Here is a 24,249-nt window from a genome sequence, read left to right on the forward strand (position 1 = left end):
CTCAGACCTGCATGATCTCGGCCTGCTTGGTCTCAAGCGCGGCATCCACGGTTTTGATCATCTGATCGGTCAGGTCCTGAACTTCGCTTTCCCAGAACTTCTGATCGTCCTCGGACATCCCGTCTGCCTTGGCCTTTTTGATCTGGTCCATCCCATCCCGACGCACGTTACGAATCGAGACGCGCGCATGTTCAGCATACTGACCGGCGACTTTGCCCAGCTCGCGGCGACGTTCTTCGTTCAGCTCCGGAATCGGCAGCATGATGATCGTCCCGTTTAGTTGCGGATTGATCCCCAACCCACTTTCGCGAATGGCTTTTTCGACCTTGCCGACCAGACCTTTGTCCCAGACATTGACCGTCACCATACGCGGCTCGGGTACATTGACCGTGCCAACCTGATTGATGGGCGTCATCGAACCATAGGCATCAACCATCACCGGCTCCAGCATCGAGGCCGAAGCCCGCCCGGTCCGCAACGATGCGAATTCGGTTCTGAGGTTGGACATCGCGCCTTCCATGCGGCGCTTCAGATCATCGGTATCCAGTTCGAAATCGTCAGCCATTCTGCTCACTCCCCGTCTTCAGGTGCTGTTGGGATGGCTCATAAGCCATCACAATTGGGATGTATAGCGATGATGATCCGGAATTGCGCCAATGACCAGAGCTGTTTGCGGCATTTTCACGGTCGTTCAAGGGCGCGGGAACCGGCCCGGGCAGCGCCGGACCGGTGCGGTGTTCTGACATGGGTTCAGGCGTTTACGTCCACAACCACCCGGCCTTTGACGTGCCCCCTAAGGATATCAGCGCCCAATTGTGGCAGATCACTCAGTGTGGCCGGGTGAACCATGGCCTCCAACTTGTCCATGGGCAGATCGGTCCCAACGCGTTTCCACGCCCGAACGCGGTTCTCGTAGGGCTGCATCACGCTATCGATCCCCAACAGGTTTACACCACGCAGCAGGAACGGAATGACGGTTGCCGGAAGTCCGGCGCCACCTGCCAAACCAACAGCCGAGATCGACGCACCGTATTTCATCTGCCCCAGAACACGGGCCAGCATGTCACCACCAACGGCATCGACACAGCCTGCCCATGTCTCGCTTTCCAGCGGACGCTTGGTCGTCTCGTTCAACTCATCACGAGGAACAATGGTCGTAGCCCCCAAAGATTTGAGATAATCGCCTGCTTCGGCCCGGCCCGTCACTGCTGCGACCTCGTAGCCCAAGTTTGCCAGAATCGCTGTCGCAACCGAACCAACACCGCCCGCAGCACCGGTTACAAGCACCGGCCCGTTGCCAGGCTTGAGGCCGTGATCCTCAAGCGCCATGACGGCCAGCATGGCGGTAAACCCAGCGGTTCCTACAGCCATCGCCTGACGCGTGTCCAACCCATCGGGCAGCGGTACCAGCCAGTCGGCTCTTGCGTTGGCCTTCTGACTATAACCACCCCAATGGGCCTCGCCCACACGCCAGCCAGTTAGCACAACCTTGTCGCCGGGCTTGTAACGATCATCCGCGGACGCCTCGACCGTACCAGCATAATCAATGCCCGGCACATGCGGGTAGCTGCGCACCAGACCGCCACCTTTGGGCGACATGCAAAGACCATCTTTGTAATTGACCGTCGAATACTCGACCGCAACTGTAACCTCACCCGTAGGCAGGTCATCGGTTGACAGCTGTGTGACCACGGGGCTGGCCAGACCGCTCTCGTCGTCTCTCTCCATCACCAACGCATTAAACATCTGAACGTTCCTTTCATCTCATGGTGCCAGGCCCCGTCCTTCACCTGGCAAAAAATATCCCGGGGGAGTCGCGCAGCGACGGGGGCAGTGCCCCAACCACGCCTAAGTCCAAAAATGCGCCTGTACGATTGCGCTACGCATCCCATCAGGTGTTTCAACCTCTACCTGGGTGCCGGCATCCCAATGGCTCAACCGCAACATCCCGATGGAAACATTGGTGCCAAAATCCGGAGACCAAGCAGCAGACGTCACCTGCCCCACCCGTCTCCCGTCAACATAGACAGGCCAAGGCCGATCGCAGGGCGGTACCGCCGCGCCGTCAATCGCAATCGGCCGGATTTGCTGAACCGGCCCTTCCTTGGCCACGCGCAACAGCGCATCCCGACCGATACATCCAATTGCTGTGTGCGTATTACAGAACTTGCCCAACCCACATTCATGCGGCGTGTTGTCGTCGGTCATATCGTTGCCATAAGACAGCAAACCACCTTCGATCCTCTCGATCAGGTTCGGGCATCCCGCCCGCACATTCAAATCCTCCCCCGCCGCAAACAGCGCGTTCCACAGCGGCATACCGATATCTGAGCCCTCGACATAGATCTCAAACCCGCCCTGCTTGGAATAGCCCGAGCGTGCAACGGCCAAGTCGCGGCCTTCGAACGCGAACATGTCGAACTTGAAAAACCGGATATCGCGCACGCGGTCGCCGAATACACGCGACATCAGCTCATCGGCTTTGGGACCCTGCACGGCCAGAGGGGACACGTCCGGTTCATCCACCAGAACATCCAACCGATAGCCATTGGCGATACCCTTTACCCACAACAATAGGTCGCTATCGGCAATCGAAATCCACCAACGGTCCTCGGAAAGCTTCACGGCCACCGGGTCGTTCAGCATCCCGCCGGTTTCGTCCACGATGGGCACATAGAAACACTGACCTGGCAACATGCCGCGCAGATCACGTGGGGTCAGCATCTGCATCAAACGCGCTGCATCCGGGCCGCGCAACTCGACCTGACGTTCGCACGATACATCCCACACCTGCACATGTTCCTTGAGGTGTCGGTAGTCGGCCTCTACCGACTCGAAAACGGTGGGTAGCAACATCCGGTTATAGACTGTGTAGGCCTTGACCCCCGCCGCCTCGACACCCTCAGAGAAAGGGGTCCGGCGCAACCGACGTGAAAACGAAACCTGAGCCATTCATCCCTCCTGTGGTAAGAAGACCAGATCGCTGACCGGCGCTGCCGATCCGGTCTCGGTCAACATTTTATGAATTTGACCCCGGTGGTGTGTCTGATGGTTGAAGAAATGCATTACACATTGCGCGTAGGGCTTCGTGACATCGGCTTGTTTTGCCGCTGAAAACCATGTGAAGGGCCCTGACAACGCCTCATCCTTCAGGCTGGCGACCCAACCTTCTATCCGGGTATCAACAACGTCACGCAACACCACCCACTCATCGACATCAGCACAGATCGCTGTGCTTTCCGGAATGCCACCGTCGGGTCCTTCGCCTCCGTCGAAACGTGACATCCATATCCAGTCACCCCAAAGCAGATGATTGGCAGTCCCAAGAATCGACCCAAAAAACGCTCCGCGCTCACGGTTCAATTCCTCGGTGGTGAGTGCGCTAAAGAACTTTTTCAACTGACTGTTCTGCCAGCGATTATAGCGCGCCATCTCCTGCGCATAAGCCGCGGTGATCATCACTTGGGTCCATGCCAGTCGATTGGGCAAATCTCGGCCGATTTACCACCAAAATCCCACACCCGGCCATAGTCCCGCACCTTGGATTTGGTGCCACGCGCCACGATGATATCCGGACCCATCCAGTATTTCGAGTTCGAGACCATCACTGGGTGATCCGGATCCTTGCCCGCCATCATTTCAATTTCGCCCTGAATTTTTCGGCCGATCACGATACGCCGCTTGGTGCCGTCGCGTTCGATGACGACCGGAGCGCGCTCCGCCCCGATGATCTCACTGACCAGCATGGTGAACAGCCCGGTGGTGCCGCCCGCCTGCCCGCTGAAGATTTGCAGCAAACCGTTATAGGCCTTGCCGCTGGCGCGTTCATCGACATAAGCCGCGACTTTCCACTGTCCTTCGCCCATGCGGCCTGGAATGTCGACCAGAAGACCCACATTCAGTCCCGACAGGTCCTCGCCCTCGAAATGACCTTCGTCGATGATCACACCCATCCAGGCATGGCAGTGCCCCTCAGTCGGAGGATGCGCGCCCAGCGAGACCACACAGGGGCAGAACACGTCACAGGAACAATTCAGGATCAGTTCACCTTTGATGGCCCAGTTGGTCGGGCTCATCTCGCGCCGTTTGGGGTTGGGCATACGGCTGTCGATTCGTTGACTGATCGGCAAGCGGTCCGAATCTGTTTTTCTGTTTTTAGCCATCAGCTTATCCTCCGTAAGCAAAGGGATAGATGAGCAGCAGAGCGCCGCCCGCAATCAAAGCAAACCCCAGCGGACGCGTGATCGCGTGCCCGATCTGAGGCAGTTTTTCGAGAACCATGAAGAAAGTCGCAAGACCCATCCACAACAAGCTCATGACGCCACCAACAAAACCAAGCGCCATGAACCCCCAGCAACAGCCGACGCAGAATGCGCCAAGTCTAAGCCCCATCCGCAGTCCGCCAGTAAATCCGGTTTTCCAATGGCCCAGAAAATAACTCATTGGCGCATGGCAGACGCCATGGCAGACCTCTTTAGCTCGGGTGAATTGAAATGCGCCCACTGCGATCATCAAAGCGCCGGATAAGAACGTCGATTTGGGGATGCCCAGCATGTCAACCACGCCACCGAACAACAGCGCCAGTTGAACAGCCGTGATAAGTGCTGCAAACCCGACCCAAACAGCGAAGTAACCGGACAGCACGCCCAGCCACCCTGCCCGCGTGCCATTGGCGCTGCGGATCAGGTCGTCATAGCTGCGCAGGGTCGGAACCAATGTCGGCAGCATCATCGCAGCCATCATGATTGCCCACATCCAGAACAAGGGCCCGAACTCGGCCATCGGCATATACATGTCCATCCGCGGATCCATCGCGGCCATGGCCTGTCCCATCGGACCCGGACGGCCGATCCAGTCCAGGTCCATTGCGCGGCTCATGGTGAACATCATCCACCACGCCCACAGGATCAGAGCGTAAAACCCCAGCCAAAATCCATTGCGGAGAACTGCGCGACTCACTTGTCCCTCCCGACTCAGTCCTTGCAATTCAAATGTCAGACTTTTAAATGTCAGACAAATAAAAACGTACCAACAGGTGCCGGAATATGAAAATCGATCCTCAGAAGCCCGCCGACCTGTCCGCGCAGATTGCGCAGGCGATCCGCGATGCCATCGTCTCGGGCCAGTTGATCGTTGATGAGCGTTTGCCGTCCGAGGCAGAGTTGGCCGACCAATTTCAGGTGTCGCGCCCGACGGTGCGCGAGGCCTTGAAGCGGCTGGCTGCGCAGTCTCTAATCCGCACGCAACGGGGTGCGACCGGCGGTGCTTTTGTCAATCGGTTGAGTTTTGAGGACGCCTATTCCCAACAAATCACTACGTCGACACTGTTGTTGTCCATGAACACGGTCAGTTTCGACACGGCCTGCGAGGCGCGCTATGCCTTGGAACGCGCCTGCGCCCGATTGTCGGCACAGCGTCGGACGGCCGATCAACTGGCCACCATGCGGGCCGAGATCTTTCGCCAAGCGCAGCCTGGCCTGACGGATGAAGCTTTCTGCGCGTCAGATGTGGCCTTCCACCGTGCGCTGGTCGACGGCGCAGGAAACCCTGTGTTGTCCTACCAGTTGGCGGGTGCGGTCGAAGCGATGCAGCCACTGATGAACATGATCACCTTCACCGCCCGGTCCCGCGAGGAAATCATTTCGCTGCACACTCAGATTGCCGACGGCCTGGAAAACGGCGATGCAGACGTGGTTGATGAGAGCCTCGTAAAGCTTGAAAAATACACACGAAAACTGGCCCATGATGTCGCGGAACAGCGACGCAAACCAGCCTAGAGAGGATCTGATGGTATCCGTCCTAAATATCACTGCGGCCGTGCTGACAATCGGCTTTGGATTGTTCGGCTTTCTGGCTCCGGCTTATACCGCCAACGCGCTGGATCTGGCCCCGACCAACAGCACCATGGGGCTGAGCGAAATGCGTGCCTCGGTTGGCGGATTGTTTGTTGTGACGGGTATTGCGGTCCTATGGCTGAATGCGCCAATGGCCTACGCAATGTTGGGCGTGGTCTATGCAGGCGCAGCACTGGGGCGGTTCTTGTCGGTCATTCTGGACAATCCGCCTTTGGTCAAGGCTCTGACTTTTGGCGGAATCGAAGCGGTACTTGCCCTGTGGTTGATAGTGGCGAACTTGAATAAAGCACCGTAAGCAACTGTAATCATGTAATACACGCTCTAAAACTGAGCAATTGCATCCCCGACGACCCTCACCTATATAAGATGTGTCCCTCGGGACTATGGACATAAACGCGCTCGTAATAAGCGGATCGGACCCGGGGGCGGTACCCGGCGGCTCCACCAATCATCCTTCGTTTGAGGATTTCGGGGCCGAAATAGGATCGACGAACGTCTAAAGGGGTTAGCTTTGTCTCGGCTGTCTGCCACCGTTATCGGCGAAACTAGTACAATTGCAAACGACAATCGTGCTCCGGTTGCAGTTGCTGCGTAAGCAGTAACAAGACCGAAACTTAAGCCCTTGCGCCTAGCCGCGTAAGGCGGGGTTCGCAGGTACCTGGCAACAGAAACCTGCATTTCTCCACCTCATATTATCTTCAGTGTTCAGAGTTTGTTCACTCCTTTTGTTCATCTTTGTTCCAGCAAGACAGGAGAGCTGAGATGTCACATGCAGAGATCCTACGTGAGTGGTATTCCGAGGTTTGGGAAAACGGCAACACCGATGCGATTGATCGGTATTTCACGCCTGATACAGCGGCTGAGGGGTTGATCCCCGAGATGCAGGTCGGTGCCGACGACTTTCGTGATTTAGTCATGGCTTTTCGCCATATCTTGGGAGAAATCTCAATTGATGTACGTAAGACCATCGAGAACGGCGATTGGGTGTCCAGTATTTTGCACGTTCAAACCTCTCGGGCTGACAATGGTGCCCCGGTTGAGGTGACGGGTCAGGTCGTGGCGCGCTTTCGCGGCGACAAAATGGTTGAGGCATATAACCAATTCGACTTCATCTCGCTTTTCGAGCAATTAGGACAGTTCCCAAAGGATACATTGCCTGTTTGCATGACCGGGCAGCGGTTGGATTGGGTATAGTTTTGCGGGGCGCTTGACCCGTTTGTCTGATGCGCGTTAGCAACGGGCAGAGGGTCAGGTCGCGAACACCCGTGATGGGGCAACCCCAAGCTTCGCGTGGTCGTGCCTGAGGCAAGTGACATGCCGTGCCCTATTCAACCTATTCTGAATGTACTCCAAAGACAAAAACGCAATATTCCCGCCGTAACTCTTTGTTGCTTAGACCTAACTTCCCGCACTGAAAGTGGAATTGCTCGCAGCAGCTGGCGTTTGACGTCAGCGCAATACCTAGCCGTTTTCATGGACAGAACCAGATGACGCCTCCTTCGGTCCCCGAGTTGATCCGTGTTTTTGGACGTATTGGCCTGCTATCTTTTGGCGGACCCGCGGCGCAAATCTCATTGATGCACGAAGAACTTGTCGAAAAACGCCCTTGGTTGGATGAACACACCTATCTGCGGGCGCTGTCACTTTGCATGCTGCTTCCCGGCCCCGAGGCAATGCAGTTGGCCACCTATGCCGGCTGGCGTTTGCGCGGCGTGCCCGGCGGTTTGATTGCCGGCACCCTATTTGTACTGCCGGGTGCCATAGTGATTGGCGCTTTGGTTTGGCTTTATGCTCGGTTTGGTGACCTTCCTTTCGTCCAAGCAGGCTTTCTAGGAGTGAAGGCAACAGTCATCGTCATTGTCATTCAAGCATTGCGCAATCTGTCACGCCGCGCGTTGACTAGTGGCGAAAGCAAATTTATCGCCCTGTTCGGTTTTCTGACCATCTTCGCACTGCAACTGCCCTTTCCTGTCATTATTCTGAGTGCCGCGGTTTGGGGGTATCTACGGCTTGATGGGGGCCAGTCTTCCGTATCGGGCATTTACTCGCCCCAAACCAACCCTGTGCGCACCTGTCTGATTTGGATCACTCTGTGGCTGACACCTTTGTTTCTCCTCAGCATTGCGGGCGCTAAACTGTTAAGCGATCTGGGTTGGTTTTTCGCCCGTTTGGCAGTAGTCACATTTGGTGGCGCATATGCCGTTCTTGCGTATATGACGCAAACCGTCGTCCAAAAATACGAGTGGATCACAACCAACCAGATGATCGACGCATTGGGTTTGGCTGAAACAACCCCGGGCCCGCTTATCCTTGTTACCCAATTCGTCGCCATGTTGACTGGACAAACAACGGCAGGTTTGCCGTTGGCGTTGGCTGCGGGAATCGTTGCGCTTTGGGCTACATTCGTGCCGTGTTTCCTGTGGATATTCCTGACCGCACCATACTTGGACCAGCTGGCCGCCAGACCCCGCCTTTCAGCCGCATTGCATGGCATAACGGCGGCAGTTGTGGGTGTGATTCTCAACCTTTCTCTTTGGTTTGCCTTGCATGTTTTTTTCACGAACGTGAAAGAGATAGCGTGGGGGCTTGTTCGTTTGCCCTGGCCCGCTTCAAATACGCTCAATATCTCCGCCCTGATATTAACTGTGATCGCTGGAGTGTTGATATTTCGATTCAAATTCGGCATGGGAAAGACATTGGCCTTGATGGCCATAGCCGGTGTCGGAACATATTTTCTTTGAACAATCCCGTGACTCTCGGTCTTTCGTTTCCAATGGAATCCCTTATGCTGAAGGGCACCATATTTGAGGATGACACATGTCGCAGGACATTGATTACGGGAACCTGATGCACACCGCCATGCGCGGGCTGATCAAAACGGTTCTGACCAGCGTTTCTGAAAACGGTCTTCCCGGAGCGCATCATTTCTTTATTACTTTCGACACGCGCCAGAACGGCGTTGAAATGGCCGATTGGCTGCGCGAGCGATATCCAGAAGAGATGACGATCGTCATGCAGCACTGGTTCGAAAACCTCGAAGTCGGAGACTCGGGTTTTGCAATTACGCTGAACTTCGGTGATGCTCCGGAACCGCTGTATATTCCGTATGTTGCGATCAAAACTTTCGTCGATCCCTCTGTCGAATTCGGACTGCGTTTTGAAAGCGCCGAAGATGAGGACGATGAGGTACCGATAGCAGAGGCGCCGATTGAAATCGAGGCCGAGCAGGACGAGCATCATGACGCTGATGTCGTGTCGCTAGACAGTTTCCGGAAGTAACCCTGTCGGGATTATTGTTTTTTCAGGAAGGTCTCGACCGAGCGGGACTTGATCCCGTTGCGAAACCGGGAAAAGGATAGATCAAGCCCACCCTCCGCCAGGGTGCGGTCGAACTGCTGCAGCTCGTATCCACCGTTTTCATCAATAAACAACGAAAACACGGTCAGGGTGTCGCCCATGATGCGGCCCCAGACGAATGGCTCGCCTTGCATCGGGTCCAACGGCACTTCGTGCCCGAAAACGTTTCGGCGCATCGCGGCCGAGAAAACATCAGACCGCTCAGAGGGGTTGAAGTCGATCGAGAAGGCCTGCTCTTTCACGCGCCCGTCATGCTTGTAGGTCGTCGTTTTCCAACTGACATTGAATCCGTTTTTGTTCTCTTGGATCGAAACGCTCATGTCCCTTGGGGTTTCGGTGCCATCCTGATCAACCATATTGGCCGAACCTACATAGTCACCGACAAAGGGCGTGATCTCAGCAGCATGCGATGGCAATGCGACGACCGAAAAAAACGCCACCCAACCTGCAATAAGGCCAATAAGTCTAAAGGAATGAACCGGAACTTGTAGGAGCACGTGCGCCTCCAAAATGATGATGTTTTATTCTAGCTCACCTACCGGCGCGTACAATGGTCCGTTTCAAGTTTAACAGAAGAAAATGACACTCGGCACGATCTATACCTTTGCCCACCTTAAGTTTATGGTGCGCGCAACTGGCCGATTGCATGATGCTAAAGTTGTGCGTAAACGGCATGCAACGGCATACACGACGGAGTGACCGATGTCCCAGACCCGCACCGAATCCGACAGCTTTGGCCCGTTGGAGGTTCCCTCAGACAAGTATTGGGGCGCGCAGACGCAACGCTCGATCATGAATTTTCCCATCGGCTGGGAAAAACAGCCCGTCGCCATCGTGCGTGCGCTAGGGGTGATCAAGAAAGCCTGCGCCATGCAGAACAAGGCAACCGGCAAACTGGACGCAACGATTGCGGATGCGGTAATTCAGGCGGCTGGTGAGGTGTTTGAAGGGAAGTTCGACGACAACTTCCCGCTAGTAGTGTGGCAAACCGGCTCCGGCACCCAATCGAACATGAACTCGAACGAGGTGATTGCAAACCGCGCCATAGAGATTCTCGGCGGCGTGATCGGATCGAAGGACCCGGTGCATCCCAATGATCACTGCAATATGGGGCAATCGTCAAACGACACCTTCCCAACCGCCATGCATATCGCAACCGCGATGAGCGTTCGGGATGTCCTCTTGCCCGGCCTGGAAAAGCTGGCCAGTGGACTGGAACAGAAAGCGGATGAGTTCAAAGATATCATCAAGATCGGCCGTACCCATACGCAAGACGCGACCCCTCTGACGCTTGGCCAGGAATTTGGCGGCTATGCCCATCAAATCCGACAGGGAATCGCACGTGTAAACGCTGCAATGCCCGGCATTTATGAGTTGGCCCAAGGCGGTACAGCTGTAGGTACCGGTTTGAACACGCAGCACGGATGGGGCGAGGCTGTGGCAGCCAATATGGCAGAAATCACCGACCTGCCCTTTGTCACCGCCCCCAACAAGTTCGAGGCGCTGGCCGCGCATGATGCCATGGTATTCCTGTCTGGCGCCTTGGCGACAATTGCCGGTAGCTGCTACAAGATTGCCAATGATATCAGGCTTTTGGGGTCCGGCCCTCGTTCCGGCCTTGGTGAACTGATCCTGCCCGAGAATGAGCCCGGCTCGTCCATCATGCCCGGCAAAGTGAACCCAACACAGGCCGAAGCGCTGACCCAGGTGGCAGCGCATGTGATGGGCAATGACGCCGCGATCAAATTCGCAGGTAGTCAGGGTCATTTTGAACTGAACGTCTACAACCCGATGATGTCCTACAACCTGCTGCAATCCATCCAGTTGCTGGGCGATGCTGCGGACAGCTTTACGGAACGGATGCTGCTGGGCATTCAGGCCAACGAACCGCGCATCGACAAGCTGATGAAGGAATCGTTGATGCTGGTGACAGCACTGGCCCCCACCATTGGTTATGACAACGCCACTAAGGTTGCCAAAACGGCGCACAAGAATGGCACGACTTTGAAAGAAGAAGCCATCGCGCTGGGTTTCGTGGATGAGGCGACCTTTGACGCGGTTGTCCGCCCCGAACAGATGATTGGTCCAAAGGACTGATGGGCAAACCGGTCAATCTGAACCGGTACCGCAAGGAAAAAGCGCGGGCCAACAAAAAGGCCCGCGCTGACCAGAACGCCGTCGCTTTCGGGCGCAGTAAAGCTCAGAAAGAGGCGGACCGGCTGGATCGAGAAAAACAGACACGCGATCTGGACAATCACGAGTTAGATGAATGAGCGGGCGCCCTGTCAAACGCTCTGTGACCCTCAAAGGGCACCGAACCTCGGTCTCGCTTGAGGATGAATTTTGGTCCGCATTTCGGGATATTGCAAAGCAAAAACAAATGCCTATCAATGCGTTGGCTGCGCAGATTGATGTGGAGCGTGACCCTGATATCGGGTTAGCGTCGGCAATTCGGGTCTATGTGCTGAACTGGTACCGCAACCGTCCGTGAGCGATTGCTTTTTGGCCTGAGGCGCAGTAGCGTCAATGGAACAAAAAGGGTACATACATGTTGAAGACCGTACAAGGCCCGGACGGCCAACCCAGATGCGCCTGGTGTCAGGCCGCACCTGAGTTCTTTGCGTATCACGATGCTGAATGGGGATATCCAGTCGCGGATGATCAACGGTTATTCGAAAAGCTCTGCCTCGAAAGTTTTCAATCCGGCTTAAGCTGGCGCACAATCCTGTCCAAACGCGAAAATTTCCGTAAAGCGTTTAAACATTTCAATATCAAAGAGGTGGCGCAATTTGATGACGCGGATGTGGAACGGTTGTTGCAGGATGCAGGTATCATCCGGCATCGCGGCAAGATCGAGGCCGTGATCAACAACGCCCAACGGGCGCAGGAATTGATCGCGGCCGAGGGGTCGCTGGCAGCCTATGTGTGGCGGTATGAGACGACAATGCCCCCGGTTCCGCAAACGGCCTCAACCTCGGCCGAGTCCATTTCTATGTCGAAGGATTTGAAGAAACGGGGCTGGAAATTCGTGGGCCCCACCACGGTTTTTGCCTTCATGCAGGCGATGGGGCTTGTGAATGATCACGCGGAAGGGTGTGTGATGCGTGAAAAAGCGGCGCGTTTGCGCCGCGAATTCACAAAACCGGTTTAGGTCAGATCAGACCGAAGCCTGGAAGATCTTGTCGATATTGCCACCCAGCGCCGCGTTGAACTCGGCATCTGATTGCTGTTTCGACAAACCCTCGGTCAGCGCCCGCGAGAAAGATGCGATCATCTTGCCGTTCTCGGACAGCAGCGCACAGGCCTGATCAGTCGAATACCCACCCGAAAGCGCCACAACGCGCAGAACACGCGGGTGATCGGCCACAGCATCGTAAAGATTGGCGGTGCTGGGGATGGTCAGCTTCAGCATTACATCCTGACCGTCCTCCAACTTATTGAGATTCATCAGGATTTCCGCTTTCAGGATGTCCTCAGCCTCGGCCTTGGTGGAAGAGTTGATGTTTACCTCAGGCTCGACAATCGGCACCATACCAGCTGCAACAACCTCGCGTGCGACGTCGAACTGCTGCGCGACCACAGCGGCGATGCCCTCTGCATTCGCCTCATGGATGACAGAACGTTCCTTGGTGCCGAAAACACCGTCGGCCTTGGCCAACGTATCCGCCAAGCCAGGGATCGGCTTCATCATCTGTACGCCGTTCGCTTCATCCTCTAGCCCCTTGTCGATCTTGAGGAACGGCACGATCCCTTTTTGCGACCACAGGTAATCGGCAACTTTCCTGCCGTCGATCTCTTCGCCCAGGGTACGTTCGAACAGGATGGCGCCGATCACTTTATCCTTGGTGAAGTCATCGGCCAGAATGATACGCGCGCGCATCTTCTGGATTTCGCCGAACATCTCAGCATCCGAGCTGTAATCCGATGCCTCAACACCATAAAGCGCCAGCGCCTTGGGGGTCGAACCACCGCTTTGATCCAGAGCGGCGATAAACCCCGCCCCATTGGCCATTTGCGCGCGCTGTTCTGATTTGGACATAAGGTTTTCCCGTTCGAAATGATTCCGCTGTTTTCAACCGCATACAGCAACGTGATTGGTGATGGTAGTTTGTTAGCGCTCAACCACACGCAACCGAATGCCATCTTTTGAGCGAACGGTCAGATGAGCCACGGGAACCGGTGTTTGGCCTTCGACCAGTTCGAAGCGATAGCGGCGCAGCAGCGTAGACAGGATCAAAGGCCCTTCGACCATCGCGAACCCTGCCCCGCTACAGACCCGTGCGCCTGCCGAAAACGGAATAAACGCGGTGCGCTGGCAGGTTTTGCCATTCTCAGTGTGCCATCTGCCGGGGTCGAACCCGTCGGGATTGTCCCACAGGCGTTCATGACGATGCAGGTGCCAGGGGCTGATAACCATCTGAGCACCGGGTTGTATCTGCCGGTTCCGAAAGACTTCGGGGCATGTGGCCTGCCGCACCATCATCGGGACCGGCGGGTATAGGCGCAGGGTTTCGCGGAACACATCGCGGCTGATCTTCAAGCCAGCAACGGCGGTCATGCCGGGGGTGTCCAGCGCTGCGGCCTCTTCAGCCACCTTGTCCTGCCAGTCCGGATACAGTGCCAGTAGGTACAGGGCCCACGCTAATGCGGATGCGCTGGTCTCGTGGCCAGCCAGAAAGAAGATGGCCACCTGATCCACCATCTCGTCTGTGTCGAAACACTTGCCAGTCTGGGGGTCCGGGGTCGTCATGATCTTGGTCGCCAGATCGTTTGGCGCCATACCTTGGGCGATCAGCGCGGCGCGCGCTGAAACAAGATGTTCGATCAGCTCTCTGATTTCTCGGGCATTTTGTTTTGTTTGGCGTGAATGGAACCGAGGCATCCAGCTAGGCAGCGGTAGGAACGCGGCTAGGTTCAACAAGGGCTGTCTGCGTTGATAGGCGCGGAATTTAGTGAACACCTGCGCGGCAACTTCATGCTCGATGGGCACTGAAAACAGGGTCCGAAAGATCACATCCGCCGCCGCGTGGCTGGTGAATTTCTCACATTCGAGGATCTGGTTCAGGCTTTGCTGCAACCGATCGTTGGCGGCTTGCGCGGCATCCTGGATCGCCGGAAAGGTATCTTTCAGACGGCCGCCTTCAAAGGCAGGGTCAATGATCCGCCGCTGGCGTTTCCACGTGTCACCATTGGTCAGAAACACTGAATTGCCCAGCAAAGGGCGCAGGCCTTCGGCGATGCGGTTGGACTTGGGGAAGTCGTAGGGCCTCTTTTTCAATACAGTTTCAACCAACTCTGGCTGGTTGATCATGTAGGATCGAAAGAAAACAGTCCGAAATTCAGCCATCCATGCCCGGTAGAGTCGTTGTGGCTGGGCCGACAAAAGATCCTGCCGAAACAGTTTGAGATATCGCCAAAGCGAGACCTTGTCTGGCCGCGGGGTCGGCTTGGGCGGTTTCATCCAACCACCGAGCGGTATTTCGACACAGGCGTATCAATGCGCGATTTGGAAGGTGCGCGACCCCCGAAACGTGCACCCAAGGTCAAAGGTCCAGCGGTCACACGGAAATAATCATAGGCGCCCACCCGGTCAAAAGCGCAAAGATACTGAAAATGCAGCCGAAAGAACCGCCAGCGCAACTGCCTCCACCGCTCTGGTGAAAGTGTCTGCGTAAAGGCGGCCGATAGTACCAAAGGCCATTTCTTCGCGTCGGTTCTAACGCCTGTCACAGAAACTGGATCACAAAGCGCAAAGGCGCATCCGTCGCCTGGGGCCGAGACATCGACCCACGTCACCCCCTCTTGCTGCGAGAGGAATTGCAGATCAGCGCGTAAGTCGGTCGCGTCCGGCAGAAAAGAGACCATCGGAACCACTTGACCAAGCGACAGAAAAGACAGTGTTGGACCGTCTCTGTCTGGGAGTGCAGACCGGATAAGCTCGGCCAGGACGGCGACACCAAGATGCGCGCCCGAACTGTGACCTACGACCAGAACTTCATCAACGTCGTCCTTTAGCGCGGCGTCGACCAACGACGCGAATTCACAAAGGCGTTGCTGCAACGCAAGAGGCGTTCGCCCCCGACATGCGGCGGAATGGGCATAGTCATGCATCAGGTAATAGGCGAACAGGTGGTTGTCGATTTTGCGGAACCATCGCAGCACGGCATAGCCCAATGCGGTGGCAGGAAGGCAGGCCACCCAGCCCAGTATCGACGACAGAAGCGCCCATATTCCCAACGCGGCGCCGACAGCGACACCCAATTGGATCAGCAACATCGCAACCGGATAAATTGCGGCGATTACAGGACCTTTGCGGAGCTTCATCAACCGCCACAAAACCCCAGTCGAGATATAGACCCACGCAGTTCTGATCAGTTGCCCATAGGTTGCCGCTATCGAGTTCGACATGCTGTCGCGCACGATATCCGACCACACGAGCACCTGAAACTCGGCCTCTACCGCCGTCCCGTCCTGCACGGATCGCACGTGCCAACCATATGGCCCATCGCCAGTTCTGGGCGATAGTGTGATTTCATACCCTGATATGGCCGCCTGAGCCGCGCTTTCGGTCCGGTAAAGCTCTCGGTACCGGCGGGGATGAATGGGGTCATAGCCGGGAATATAGAACACCCGACGTCGTTTAACCTGCCTGTGATTGTCGTGACTGCGCATGCCCTTACCTTCTGCGGCGCAGGTTAGCGCAGCGTTACCGGCAAGGTAAGAGGAGTCCGGTTTTTACCCGAAATTTGCCAACGCAGGGAAGGTTTCCAGCAACCACCAGCTGAACTGAGTGAACAGGCCGGTGATCAGCATGATACCTACGAACAGCAGCAGGCCACCCATGACTTTCTCGATAGTCGCCATGTGCGGTTTGATCTTGTTCATCACAGTCATCGAGCGGTTCAGGAACATCGCTGCCAGCAGGAACGGAATACCAAGCCCGGCCGCATAAACGCCCAGCAACAAGGTTCCCCGTGCGACCGAAGCCTCGGACGCGGCCAGAGACAGAATCGCGCCCAGTTGCGGCCCGATGCAGGGCGTCCAGCCGAAGGCGAAGGCAAGGCCCAGAATATATGCCCCAAACACGGAACCACCCGAGTCGCCCGTTTCAATCCGCGCTTCCCGGTCCAGGAAGGGAATACGGAACACATTCAGAAAGTGCAGGCCGAACACGATCACAACTGCACCGGACAGCTTTGCGAACAGCACCTGATTTTGCAGCACAAAGGCCCCGAAGGCCGATGCGGTAAAGCCCAGCAACAGGAAGACCGTCGACAGGCCAAGCACAAAGAACAACGCCGTTAGCGTTGCCTTGCGTCTGGCGGCGGCCTGATCCTGCATTTCGTTGATCGACACGCCGCTCATATAGGCCAAATAAGGCGGAACGATGGGCAAAACGCAAGGCGACAGAAAGCTGATCAGCCCGCCCAGCATTGCGATGAACATGGCAGGCAGCAGGCCCGCGTCTATGATATCAATTCCGAACATGTTTCAGCACATATGGTATGAAGCCGTGAACGTCACGGGGCCATTCGGTCACATCCTCGTGGTTGCACGCTGGACACCCAGCCAAGTTGGAAATATCTCAGGCCTATGTCAAACCCATCTGATACACTTGATGCGTTGGGGCTGCTATGCCCCCTACCCGTCCTCAAGGCACGTAAGCGCCTGAAATCTATGCCGGAAGGCGCATTATTGCGTGTCTTGGCCGACGATCCGGCAGCCGTTGTCGACGTTCCGCATTTTTGCGCGGAAAGCGGTCATCGCCTCGTTTCACAGGACGAGGCAGACGGGCATCAGATCTATATCATCCAGAAAATAGGCTAGAATTGTTTCAATACTGAACAAAAAAGGCGGGCCATTGGCCCGCCCTTTGGTCACTGTCCCAATGACCACCACCCACGCCTTTTCGGCTTAGCGGGCTTTTCAGGTTCGTCCGACACAACCTCAAGAACCGGTTCTTCGACCACAGGCTCTTGCGGAGCTTCAGCGACGGGTTCCGCTGCAGGTTCTTCCGTGGCTTCGGCAACGGGTTCAGCGGTTGGCTCGGCGCTAAGCTCTTCAACAGGTTCTGCTGCAGCCCCTTCTTCGGAAACTTCTTCGGCTTCGGGTTCTGCCACAGGTCCATCCGCTGCGACTGCAGGCTCCGCTTCTTGGGAATCCTCTGACGCCTCGGCCGCAGGTTCTTCGGCAGCTTCGACAAGCGGTTCTTCAACCGCTGCCGCTTCAAGGGGTTCCGAAGGTGTCTCGGCCTCATCAGACGCCTCGGCGCTGACTTCATCTTCAACCGGTTCTTCTTCTTTCTTTTTGCGACGCGGTGCGCGGCGGCGCTTTGGTTTGACCTCTGCTTCCTCGTCGCTTTTCTCGGCTGCATCCGTTTCGGCAGGCGCATCTTCCGCAGAGGGTTCGTCCTGGCTTTCAGCCTCGTCCGCCATCCCTTCGGCCTGATCGCCATTCCCATTGCCTTTCTTGCGACGCCGACGACGACGTTTGCGTTTGGGTTTGACCTCTTCGTCGGTCACAGGCGTTTCTTCCTCGACCTTTTCCTCTTCATCTGCATCCACGAGATCCATTAGGGACGCGTCCACCGACACAACAGGCGCGGAGGCTTCGGGCACAATTCGGCTGGCAGTCTTGAACTTCTCCATCGAGAAATCGGGGCTGACCAGATGAATATCGCCTTCGATCCGAACCGACAGGCCATAGCGTGCCTCGATCTGCGCGATATGCTCGCGCTTCTGGTTCATCAGGAAGTTCGCAATGCTGACAGGGCAGCGTACCAACACCTCGCGCGAACGACGACGCGTGCCCTCTTCTTCGATCTGGCGCAGAATGGTCAGCGCCATATTATCATCCGAGCGGATCAGCCCAGTGCCATGGCACGACGGACAAGGCTGTGTCGTCGCCTCAAGCATACCGGGGCGCAGGCGCTGACGGCTCATCTCAAGCAGTCCAAAGCCGGAAATCCGACCCACCTGAATGCGGGCACGGTCGGTTTTCAACTTGTCCTTCAGGCGCTTTTCGACAGCCGAGTTGTTCTTACGCTCGTCCATATCGATAAAGTCGATGACGATCAGACCGGCCAGATCGCGCAGGCGCAGCTGGCGCGCGACTTCCTCGGCCGCCTCAAGGTTGGTCTTGAGCGCGGTTTCCTCGATCGAGCCTTCCTTGGTCGCCCGCCCCGAGTTCACGTCGATCGCCACAAGCGCCTCAGTCACGCCGATCACGATATAGCCGCCGGATTTCAGCTGTACGGTCGGGTTGAACATCCCAGCCAGATAGCTTTCCACCTGATAACGCGCAAATAGAGGCAACGAATCCTCATACCGCTTCACGTTCTTGGCGTGTGACGGCATGATCATTTTCATGAAGTCCTTGGCGATGCGATAGCCGCCCTCGCCTTCGACCAGAACCTCGTCGATCTCGCGATTGTAAAGGTCGCGGATCGACCGTTTGATGAGGTCGCCTTCCTCATAGATCTTAGCTGGCGCGATGGATTTCAGCGTCAGTTCGCGGATCTGTTCCCACATGCGCTGCAGGTATTCGTAGTCGCGCTTGATCTCGGACTTGGTACGCTTGGCGCCAGCGGTCCGAATGATCAGACCTGCGCCCGTGGGAACGTCAATCTCGGCAGCGATTTCCTTCAGCTTCTTACGATCCGGAGCGTTGGTGATCTTGCGACTGATCCCACCGCCACGCGCGGTATTCGGCATCAACACGCAATAACGCCCTGCAAGCGAGAGATAGGTGGTCAGTGCGGCACCTTTATTGCCCCGTTCTTCCTTGACGACCTGCACCAGCAGAACCTGGCGGACCTTGATGACCTCTTGAATCTTGTACCGACGCGGGCGCGGTTTGCGCGGAGGACGAATGTCTTCGCTGTCATCCTCATCCGCCACTGATTCAATCGTGTCATCCTTGGCCGTCGCGTCTGCACGCGCCTCGCCCTCGTCCTCAGGTTTTCCTTCTGCCTCTTCGGTCTCCGCAGCTTCTTCTGCCACCGCGTCATCCGTAATAGCAGCATCAGGCTCAGATTCCTCTGCGAGCTCTGGCTCCACCGATACATCCGGCTGGTCATCTTCCGATGCAACCTCAGTATCCGCTTCTTCAGTCTCAGCCGGAGTATCCTCGGAAGCCGCATCCTCTTCGGGTTCCTCAACCGGCGTTTCCGCAACGCGATCGACCGGAGACGAACCTTCGGGAACGGCCATATCGGCGTTCTCATCCCCGTCATCCAGGTCAATGGTTTCCATGCCCGACGGTTCCGACGACACCTCCAGCGTTTCCACTGCATCATCGGTTTTCACATCCGCTGCCTTGCTCCGCGACCGCGACCGGCGCTTCTTGGGCTTCGCTTCCTCAGCCTCGTCGCGCGCTTTCATCGCCTCGGCATAGGCGCGCTCTTCCTCCATCAGCGCCTCGCGGTCGGCGACGGGGATCTGGTAATAGTCCGGATGAATCTCGGAAAACGCAAGGAACCCATGCCGGTTCCCGCCATAGTCCACAAAAGCCGCCTGCAGCGACGGCTCGACCCGTGTTACTTTTGCAAGATAGATGTTACCAGCGAGCTGGCGTTTGTTTTCAGATTCAAAATCGAATTCCTCGACCTTGTTTCCATCGACCACCACAACCCGAGTTTCCTCGGCGTGGGTGGCATCGATAAGCATTTTCTTAGCCATTTGTCCTTGGTGCACCGCGCCAAACGCGTTGTCCTGACCCGTCCAGGCGGACAGGCACTTTTGGGGAGGTGTCTTGTACGGGCGATTTCGGACGGCGCGCGGCAGGGTCTGGCGCTGTGGCCCCCTGCCCGTATAGTCAATCGTTGCGCGCGCGTCATCGCGGTTCTTCTCCGACAGACGCGCCTTGACGCTGTCTGCCCATTATATTCCTTTCACCCGCATCCACGGGTTCAGGCGTTCAACTGCCCCTTGATCGGGGCACAATCGGCCTGCTCAGCCTGTGTGGGAAGATGTCACCACCTGCGACCTCGCAGCGAAACTCAAAGATTCGGGACTTCAGGGCACAAAAATGGCCCGGCCCGTTCGGGTACAATAAAAGCAGTCCTGTGGAAAAGACAATGGGCAAACTGCATGCCGCCTCAATCCAGCACGCTCCCAAACCTTCTTCTGTTTAAAAAATACCTCGGGGGTGAATTGAGCCACAGGCTCAAGAGGGGGCTGGCCCCCTCCCAACCGTCACAAATAGTCCGAGCGTTGCAACCCGTATTTCGCCATCTTTTCGTTCAACGTTCGACGCGGCAGACACAGCTCATCCATCACCGAAGCGATCGAGCCTTTGTGTCGGCGCATGGTATTGTCGATTAGCATCCGCTCGAACGCCTCAACATATTCTTTCAGCGGCTTGCCCTCTGTGGTCATAACCGGTTGCATCTCTTCATGATCCGACATCAACAACGATGCGATCGTTCCAGACCCGCGCCGTGATTGCAGAACCGCACGTTCCGCAATGTTAATAAGCTGCCGCACATTACCCGGCCACGGTGCCTGCAACAGCTGCGCGGCCTCCTGCGCACTGACCTGCGGTGCATCACAGCCATATTCCTCGGCAAATTGCTCGCTAAGGCGCGTGAATAGCGTCAGGATATCTTCGCCGCGCTGGCGCAGCGGCGGCATGGTGATGCGCAGCGCAGCCAACCGATAGAACAAGTCCGGTCGCAGAACATCTTCCGAGGTCTTTCCCGCTTCCTGCAAATTCGAAATTGCGATAATGCGGGTCTCGGCAGGTGTGCCCTGATCATTCATCACGCTCAGCAATCGCGCCTGCAACGTGTCGCTCAACGCTTCGACATCTTCCAGCACCAGCGTGCCGCCACGCGCCTCTTCAATGGCAGGCAATTGCGCATCCTCGGGCATCATAGGCCCGAACAACCGTTTGGACAGCGCCTCTTCCTCCAAGGCTGCGCATGAGATCAGGACGAATTTCTTACCTGCCCGACTGCCTACGGCGTGCAGAGCGTGCGCCACCAATGTCTTGCCAGTTCCGGTTTCACCGTCGATCAGAACATGCCCATCGGCCTGTCCCAGATCCAGAATATCTTCTCGCAGGCGCTCCATGACCGGACTGGCCCCGATCAGTTTGCTCATGATCTGGGTGCCATCGGACAACTCACGCCGCAAAGCCCGGTTGTCGAGCGTCAGACGACGGGCGTTGCTGGCGCGTTTGGCCAGTTCGGACATCCGGTCGGGGTTGAAGGGCTTTTCCAGAAAGTCGAACGCGCCCACGCGCATCGCCTCAACCGCCATAGGCACGTCCCCATGCCCGGTGATCATGATGACCGGCAGTGTACTGTCCGCGCCCATGAGTTTCTTCAGCAACTGAATGCCGTCCATACCGGGCATCTTGATGTCCGAGATCACGATGCCGGGGTAGTCCGGCCCTAATACCTTGAGCGCATCCTCGGCGCTGGCAAAGGTTTCGGTGTCATATCCCGACAGTGCCAGCCATTGACTGATCGACTGGCGCATATCCTGTTCGTCGTCCACAATGGCGATCTTCATGGCTTGTGCCATTTTCTTACCCCGTTATTCCGCGGCCTCTAGGCCATCGCTTCCAAGTATTGGCAACTGCATCTCGAACACCGCGCCCCCGTTGGGACTATTGCGGGCGGTCAGCCGTCCTCCATGGTCGTTCACGATCCCAGAGGAGATGGCAAGCCCCAGCCCAACCCCGTCGCCCGGCTGCTTGGTTGTATAGAACGGTTCGAACAGGTTCTCGATATCTTCGATACCATGCCCATTGTCGCGCACCGTCAACACCGCCATATCGCCTGCTGCCAAAATGATTTCAACGTCGGGCTCAGATACTGACTTGGTGGCGTCCAGCGCGTTGCGCAAGAGGTTTACCATAACCTGCTCGATCCGCATCCGGTCGCCCATGGCCAATACCGGTTCTTCGGGCAGAATCTGAGTGATCTTAACATGGCGTTGCCGCAACTGCGGTTCCATCATTGACAAGGCCGAGGCCAGCGCTTCGCCAAGATTTACAGGGGAAAATGCGTCCGCCCCCTTTCTTGCGTAAGACTTGAGCTGGCGGGTGATCGCCCCCATCCGCTCAATCAGCCCGTCTATGCGACCAAAGCTGGCCAATGCCTCTTCGGGACGGTTGCGGCGCAGCAAAAGGCGTGCCCCGGCCAGATAGGTTTTCATTGCAGCCAGAGGTTGATTAAGCTCATGACTGACGGCTGCCGACATCTCACCCAACGCCGCAAGTTTCGAGCTTTGTGCCAGCGTCTGCTCAGCCACTTCCAGCGTCTTTTCTACCCGTTCACGTTCAGCAATTTCCCGCTGCAAGCGGGCGTTCAATGCGCGAAGCTCTGCCGACTCGCGCTGAAACAGCGTCATGCGGAACGTGGCCCGGCGGCTGAGCGCATAGAAGGCCAGCGCCAGAAGAATCGCAAAGCCCATGATCTCCAACGCGATGACACTGTTCACTTTTTCGCGGATAGAGGAATAGGTCGTGAATGATGTCATCTTCCATCCACGAAACGGAATGCGGGTTTCCATGCGCATCACGGCCTCGCCCTGCACATAGGCGTCGGCAGGCAGGGCTGTCCAATCGGCCGTCGCGCGTATGGCGCGTTCAATGGCAGAATCCGGCGATTGGCGTTGAATGGCAGTGTTTTCGTCCAGCCCTCGCCATTTGGGTTCTGTGGAAAGGATCACGGTCCCGGTGCTGTCCGCCACCATAACGGCATCCGAGATTCCGGCCCAAGCGCGTTCGAACTTTTGCAGATCGACTTCGACCACGATGACACCGAGGACTTCGGCATTTGCCTCAATCCGACGCGAATAAACAAAGCTGTATCCACCAGACTCCGTCTGGATCACGGTAAAGATCGTCGCGTTGGAGCGAACCGCATCAATGAAATAAGGCGAGTTTCTGTGCCCTTCGCCAAGACGGTTCCTGTCCGTCGCCGCCCGTGTCAGACCATCGCCGTCCAACAGCATCAGAGAGGCCGCGCCTATTTCCTCGACAAATGAAATCAAGCGTTGGCTGGAAAGCGTATAATCACTGGACTGCAAGGCCGAGATCAGGCTGGGATCGCGCGCCAAAAGCTGCGGAACAATAGCATTGCGGCGTAGTTCGCTCAGCAAATTTCCGGAGTACAAAGCCAGCCGCAGTTCAGCGCGGTTGCGCGTGGATTCGGTAAAGCGGTCGATCAGCAACCGGTTCGTGACCCAAATCGTCGCCACGGTTGCCAGAAGAAGAACCGTGACCGCAACGCGCAATCGCCACCCCAAAGGGGCGCCTTGAAACGGGGTCTTGAAAGAAGACCAGCCTGAACGATTGTCGGAACTCATGCCCCGGAAACTACGCGGGCTGAATCGGTTCCTCAAGTCACGCCGGAGCAAGAACGCCTGATAATGCGCGGAACAATGCCGTTCCGTCCGTGCCGCCATGGCCCTGATCCGCCGCCCGTTCAGGGTGCGGCATCATCCCGAGAACCCTGCGGTTTTCCGAGAGGATGCCTGCGATGTCCCCGACCGAGCCATTCGGATTCTCGGTATAGGTGAATGCGATGCGATCTTGATCACGAAGCGTGGACAATGTTGCGTCGTCAGCAAAATAGTTTCCATCATGATGGGCAATCGGCACGCCGATCTCGTCACCTGCGTTGTAGCCCTGCGTAAAGGCGCTGTCGCTGGTTTGAACTTTCAGGCCGACGGTCTTGCAGATGTACTTCAGGCCCGCATTGCGCAGCAGCGCCCCCGGCAAGATCCCGGTTTCGGTCAGGATCTGAAAGCCGTTGCAAATACCCACGGCATAGCCACCACGGTCAGTATGGTCGACAACCGCCTTACAGATGGGAGACTGCGCGGCAATCGCACCGCAACGCAGGTAGTCACCGTACGAGAACCCGCCGGGCACGCCCACGATATCCACGCCCTCGGGCAGAGCGGCATCCTTGTGCCAAACCATGTCGACCTGAAAACCGGCCTGTTCAAAGGCCACGGCCAGGTCCCGGTCACAGTTGGAGCCGGGAAATACGATGACTGCTGCGCGCATGGCGGGGCCT

General features: G+C 56.7%; 25 protein-coding genes and 1 other RNA gene. 11 read left to right on the forward strand and 15 right to left on the reverse strand.

Features of this window, described 5'->3' with window-relative positions:
* Position 1: 1 nt before the first annotated feature.
* From frr to GOV79_RS18015, 6 genes are all read right to left on the reverse strand, one after another.
* On the reverse strand, positions 2-565 hold the full coding sequence (gene frr, locus GOV79_RS17990; RefSeq protein WP_170769697.1) for a ribosome recycling factor: 564 nt from the start codon (positions 563-565) through the stop codon (positions 2-4).
* Positions 566-750: 185 nt separating this feature from the next.
* Positions 751-1,746, reverse strand: a complete 996-nt coding sequence (gene acuI, locus GOV79_RS17995; RefSeq protein WP_170790994.1) for an acryloyl-CoA reductase — start codon at positions 1,744-1,746, stop codon at positions 751-753.
* 102 nt (positions 1,747-1,848) lie between these two features.
* On the reverse strand, positions 1,849-2,952 hold the full coding sequence (locus GOV79_RS18000; protein ID WP_170769695.1) for a dimethylsulfoniopropionate demethylase: 1,104 nt from the start codon (positions 2,950-2,952) through the stop codon (positions 1,849-1,851).
* Positions 2,953-3,459, reverse strand: coding sequence for a DinB family protein (locus GOV79_RS18005; protein WP_170790997.1), 507 nt, complete (start codon positions 3,457-3,459; stop codon positions 2,953-2,955).
* Positions 3,459-4,163, reverse strand: coding sequence for a DUF1326 domain-containing protein (locus GOV79_RS18010; RefSeq protein WP_170769693.1), 705 nt, complete (start codon positions 4,161-4,163; stop codon positions 3,459-3,461). Before GOV79_RS18010 ends, GOV79_RS18005 begins: the two co-directional genes overlap by 1 nt.
* Positions 4,164-4,167: 4 nt before the next feature.
* On the reverse strand, positions 4,168-4,959 hold the full coding sequence (locus GOV79_RS18015) for a DUF2182 domain-containing protein (protein WP_331252731.1): 792 nt from the start codon (positions 4,957-4,959) through the stop codon (positions 4,168-4,170).
* Positions 4,960-5,045: 86 nt separating this feature from the next.
* Between GOV79_RS18015 and GOV79_RS18020 the strand changes: the two genes are divergently transcribed.
* From GOV79_RS18020 to GOV79_RS18045, 6 genes are all read left to right on the forward strand, one after another.
* Positions 5,046-5,777 carry a FadR/GntR family transcriptional regulator gene (locus GOV79_RS18020; protein ID WP_170790999.1) on the forward strand — a complete coding sequence of 244 codons (732 nt, stop codon included), beginning with the start codon at positions 5,046-5,048 and terminating at the stop codon, positions 5,775-5,777.
* 10 nt (positions 5,778-5,787) lie between these two features.
* Positions 5,788-6,150: a DUF4345 family protein gene (locus GOV79_RS18025; protein ID WP_170791000.1), complete on the forward strand. Its 363-nt coding sequence runs from the start codon at positions 5,788-5,790 to the stop codon at positions 6,148-6,150.
* A 36-nt stretch (positions 6,151-6,186) separates the two neighbouring features.
* Positions 6,187-6,534: a transfer-messenger RNA gene (gene ssrA, locus GOV79_RS18030) on the forward strand.
* An 83-nt stretch (positions 6,535-6,617) separates the two neighbouring features.
* Complete coding sequence (locus GOV79_RS18035) at positions 6,618-7,049, forward strand: ester cyclase (RefSeq protein ID WP_170769690.1); 432 nt, start codon at positions 6,618-6,620, stop codon at positions 7,047-7,049.
* A 293-nt stretch (positions 7,050-7,342) separates the two neighbouring features.
* On the forward strand, positions 7,343-8,596 hold the full coding sequence (gene chrA / locus GOV79_RS18040) for a chromate efflux transporter (RefSeq protein ID WP_170791002.1): 1,254 nt from the start codon (positions 7,343-7,345) through the stop codon (positions 8,594-8,596).
* A gap of 76 nt (positions 8,597-8,672) precedes the next feature.
* Positions 8,673-9,134 carry an SspB family protein gene (locus tag GOV79_RS18045; protein ID WP_170786684.1) on the forward strand — a complete coding sequence of 154 codons (462 nt, stop codon included), beginning with the start codon at positions 8,673-8,675 and terminating at the stop codon, positions 9,132-9,134.
* Between the two features lie 11 nt (positions 9,135-9,145).
* Here the strand turns inward: GOV79_RS18045 and GOV79_RS18050 are convergent, their stop codons facing one another.
* Entirely contained in the window at positions 9,146-9,709 is a 564-nt protein-coding gene (locus GOV79_RS18050) for a hypothetical protein (protein WP_237215913.1), read from the reverse strand.
* Between the two features lie 205 nt (positions 9,710-9,914).
* Between GOV79_RS18050 and fumC the strand changes: the two genes are divergently transcribed.
* Genes fumC through GOV79_RS18070 form a run of 4 tightly spaced genes read left to right on the forward strand, consistent with a single transcriptional unit; the run spans position 9,915 to position 12,363 of the window.
* Positions 9,915-11,309 (forward strand): class II fumarate hydratase, encoded by a 1,395-nt coding sequence (gene fumC, locus GOV79_RS18055; protein ID WP_170791004.1) that lies wholly within the window; start codon positions 9,915-9,917, stop codon positions 11,307-11,309.
* The gene (locus tag GOV79_RS18060) at positions 11,309-11,485 is read left to right on the forward strand and encodes a DUF4169 family protein (protein ID WP_170769686.1); all 177 of its coding nucleotides are present in this window, start codon (positions 11,309-11,311) and stop codon (positions 11,483-11,485) included. Before fumC ends, GOV79_RS18060 begins: the two co-directional genes overlap by 1 nt.
* Positions 11,482-11,703 carry a ribbon-helix-helix domain-containing protein gene (locus GOV79_RS18065; protein WP_170769685.1) on the forward strand — a complete coding sequence of 74 codons (222 nt, stop codon included), beginning with the start codon at positions 11,482-11,484 and terminating at the stop codon, positions 11,701-11,703. Before GOV79_RS18060 ends, GOV79_RS18065 begins: the two co-directional genes overlap by 4 nt.
* 57 nt (positions 11,704-11,760) lie before the next feature.
* Positions 11,761-12,363, forward strand: a complete 603-nt coding sequence (locus GOV79_RS18070) for a DNA-3-methyladenine glycosylase I (protein ID WP_170791006.1) — start codon at positions 11,761-11,763, stop codon at positions 12,361-12,363.
* Positions 12,364-12,369: 6 nt separating this feature from the next.
* Here the strand turns inward: GOV79_RS18070 and GOV79_RS18075 are convergent, their stop codons facing one another.
* The 4 genes from GOV79_RS18075 to GOV79_RS18090 all read right to left on the reverse strand — a co-directional run bounded on the left by GOV79_RS18075 (position 12,370) and on the right by GOV79_RS18090 (position 16,700).
* On the reverse strand, positions 12,370-13,251 hold the full coding sequence (locus tag GOV79_RS18075; protein ID WP_170791008.1) for a fructose bisphosphate aldolase: 882 nt from the start codon (positions 13,249-13,251) through the stop codon (positions 12,370-12,372).
* A gap of 72 nt (positions 13,252-13,323) precedes the next feature.
* On the reverse strand, positions 13,324-14,673 hold the full coding sequence (locus GOV79_RS18080) for a cytochrome P450 (protein WP_170791016.1): 1,350 nt from the start codon (positions 14,671-14,673) through the stop codon (positions 13,324-13,326).
* Positions 14,670-15,884: a hypothetical protein gene (locus GOV79_RS18085; RefSeq protein WP_170791018.1), complete on the reverse strand. Its 1,215-nt coding sequence runs from the start codon at positions 15,882-15,884 to the stop codon at positions 14,670-14,672. The genes GOV79_RS18080 and GOV79_RS18085 overlap by 4 nt, the downstream gene beginning before the upstream one ends.
* A 63-nt stretch (positions 15,885-15,947) precedes the next feature.
* Entirely contained in the window at positions 15,948-16,700 is a 753-nt protein-coding gene (locus GOV79_RS18090; protein WP_170769680.1) for a cytochrome c biogenesis CcdA family protein, read from the reverse strand.
* 105 nt (positions 16,701-16,805) lie between these two features.
* On the opposite strand from GOV79_RS18090, the gene GOV79_RS18095 reads away from it, so the two are divergent.
* Positions 16,806-17,039 carry a sulfurtransferase TusA family protein gene (locus tag GOV79_RS18095; protein ID WP_170769679.1) on the forward strand — a complete coding sequence of 78 codons (234 nt, stop codon included), beginning with the start codon at positions 16,806-16,808 and terminating at the stop codon, positions 17,037-17,039.
* 50 nt (positions 17,040-17,089) lie between these two features.
* Here the strand turns inward: GOV79_RS18095 and GOV79_RS18100 are convergent, their stop codons facing one another.
* The 4 genes from GOV79_RS18100 to purQ all read right to left on the reverse strand — a co-directional run bounded on the left by GOV79_RS18100 (position 17,090) and on the right by purQ (position 24,239).
* Entirely contained in the window at positions 17,090-19,891 is a 2,802-nt protein-coding gene (locus GOV79_RS18100; protein ID WP_170791021.1) for an Rne/Rng family ribonuclease, read from the reverse strand.
* Between the two features lie 516 nt (positions 19,892-20,407).
* Positions 20,408-21,742, reverse strand: coding sequence for a sigma-54-dependent transcriptional regulator (locus GOV79_RS18105; protein WP_170769677.1), 1,335 nt, complete (start codon positions 21,740-21,742; stop codon positions 20,408-20,410).
* Positions 21,743-21,754: 12 nt separating this feature from the next.
* Positions 21,755-23,533 (reverse strand): sensor histidine kinase, encoded by a 1,779-nt coding sequence (locus GOV79_RS18110; RefSeq protein ID WP_170791023.1) that lies wholly within the window; start codon positions 23,531-23,533, stop codon positions 21,755-21,757.
* Positions 23,534-23,570: 37 nt separating this feature from the next.
* Positions 23,571-24,239 carry a phosphoribosylformylglycinamidine synthase subunit PurQ gene (purQ, locus tag GOV79_RS18115; protein ID WP_170791025.1) on the reverse strand — a complete coding sequence of 223 codons (669 nt, stop codon included), beginning with the start codon at positions 24,237-24,239 and terminating at the stop codon, positions 23,571-23,573.
* Positions 24,240-24,249: the final 10 nt, after the last annotated feature.

The organism is Ruegeria lacuscaerulensis, from assembly GCF_013034745.1.
In the GTDB taxonomy this organism is placed as follows: domain Bacteria; phylum Pseudomonadota; class Alphaproteobacteria; order Rhodobacterales; family Rhodobacteraceae; genus Ruegeria; species Ruegeria lacuscaerulensis_B.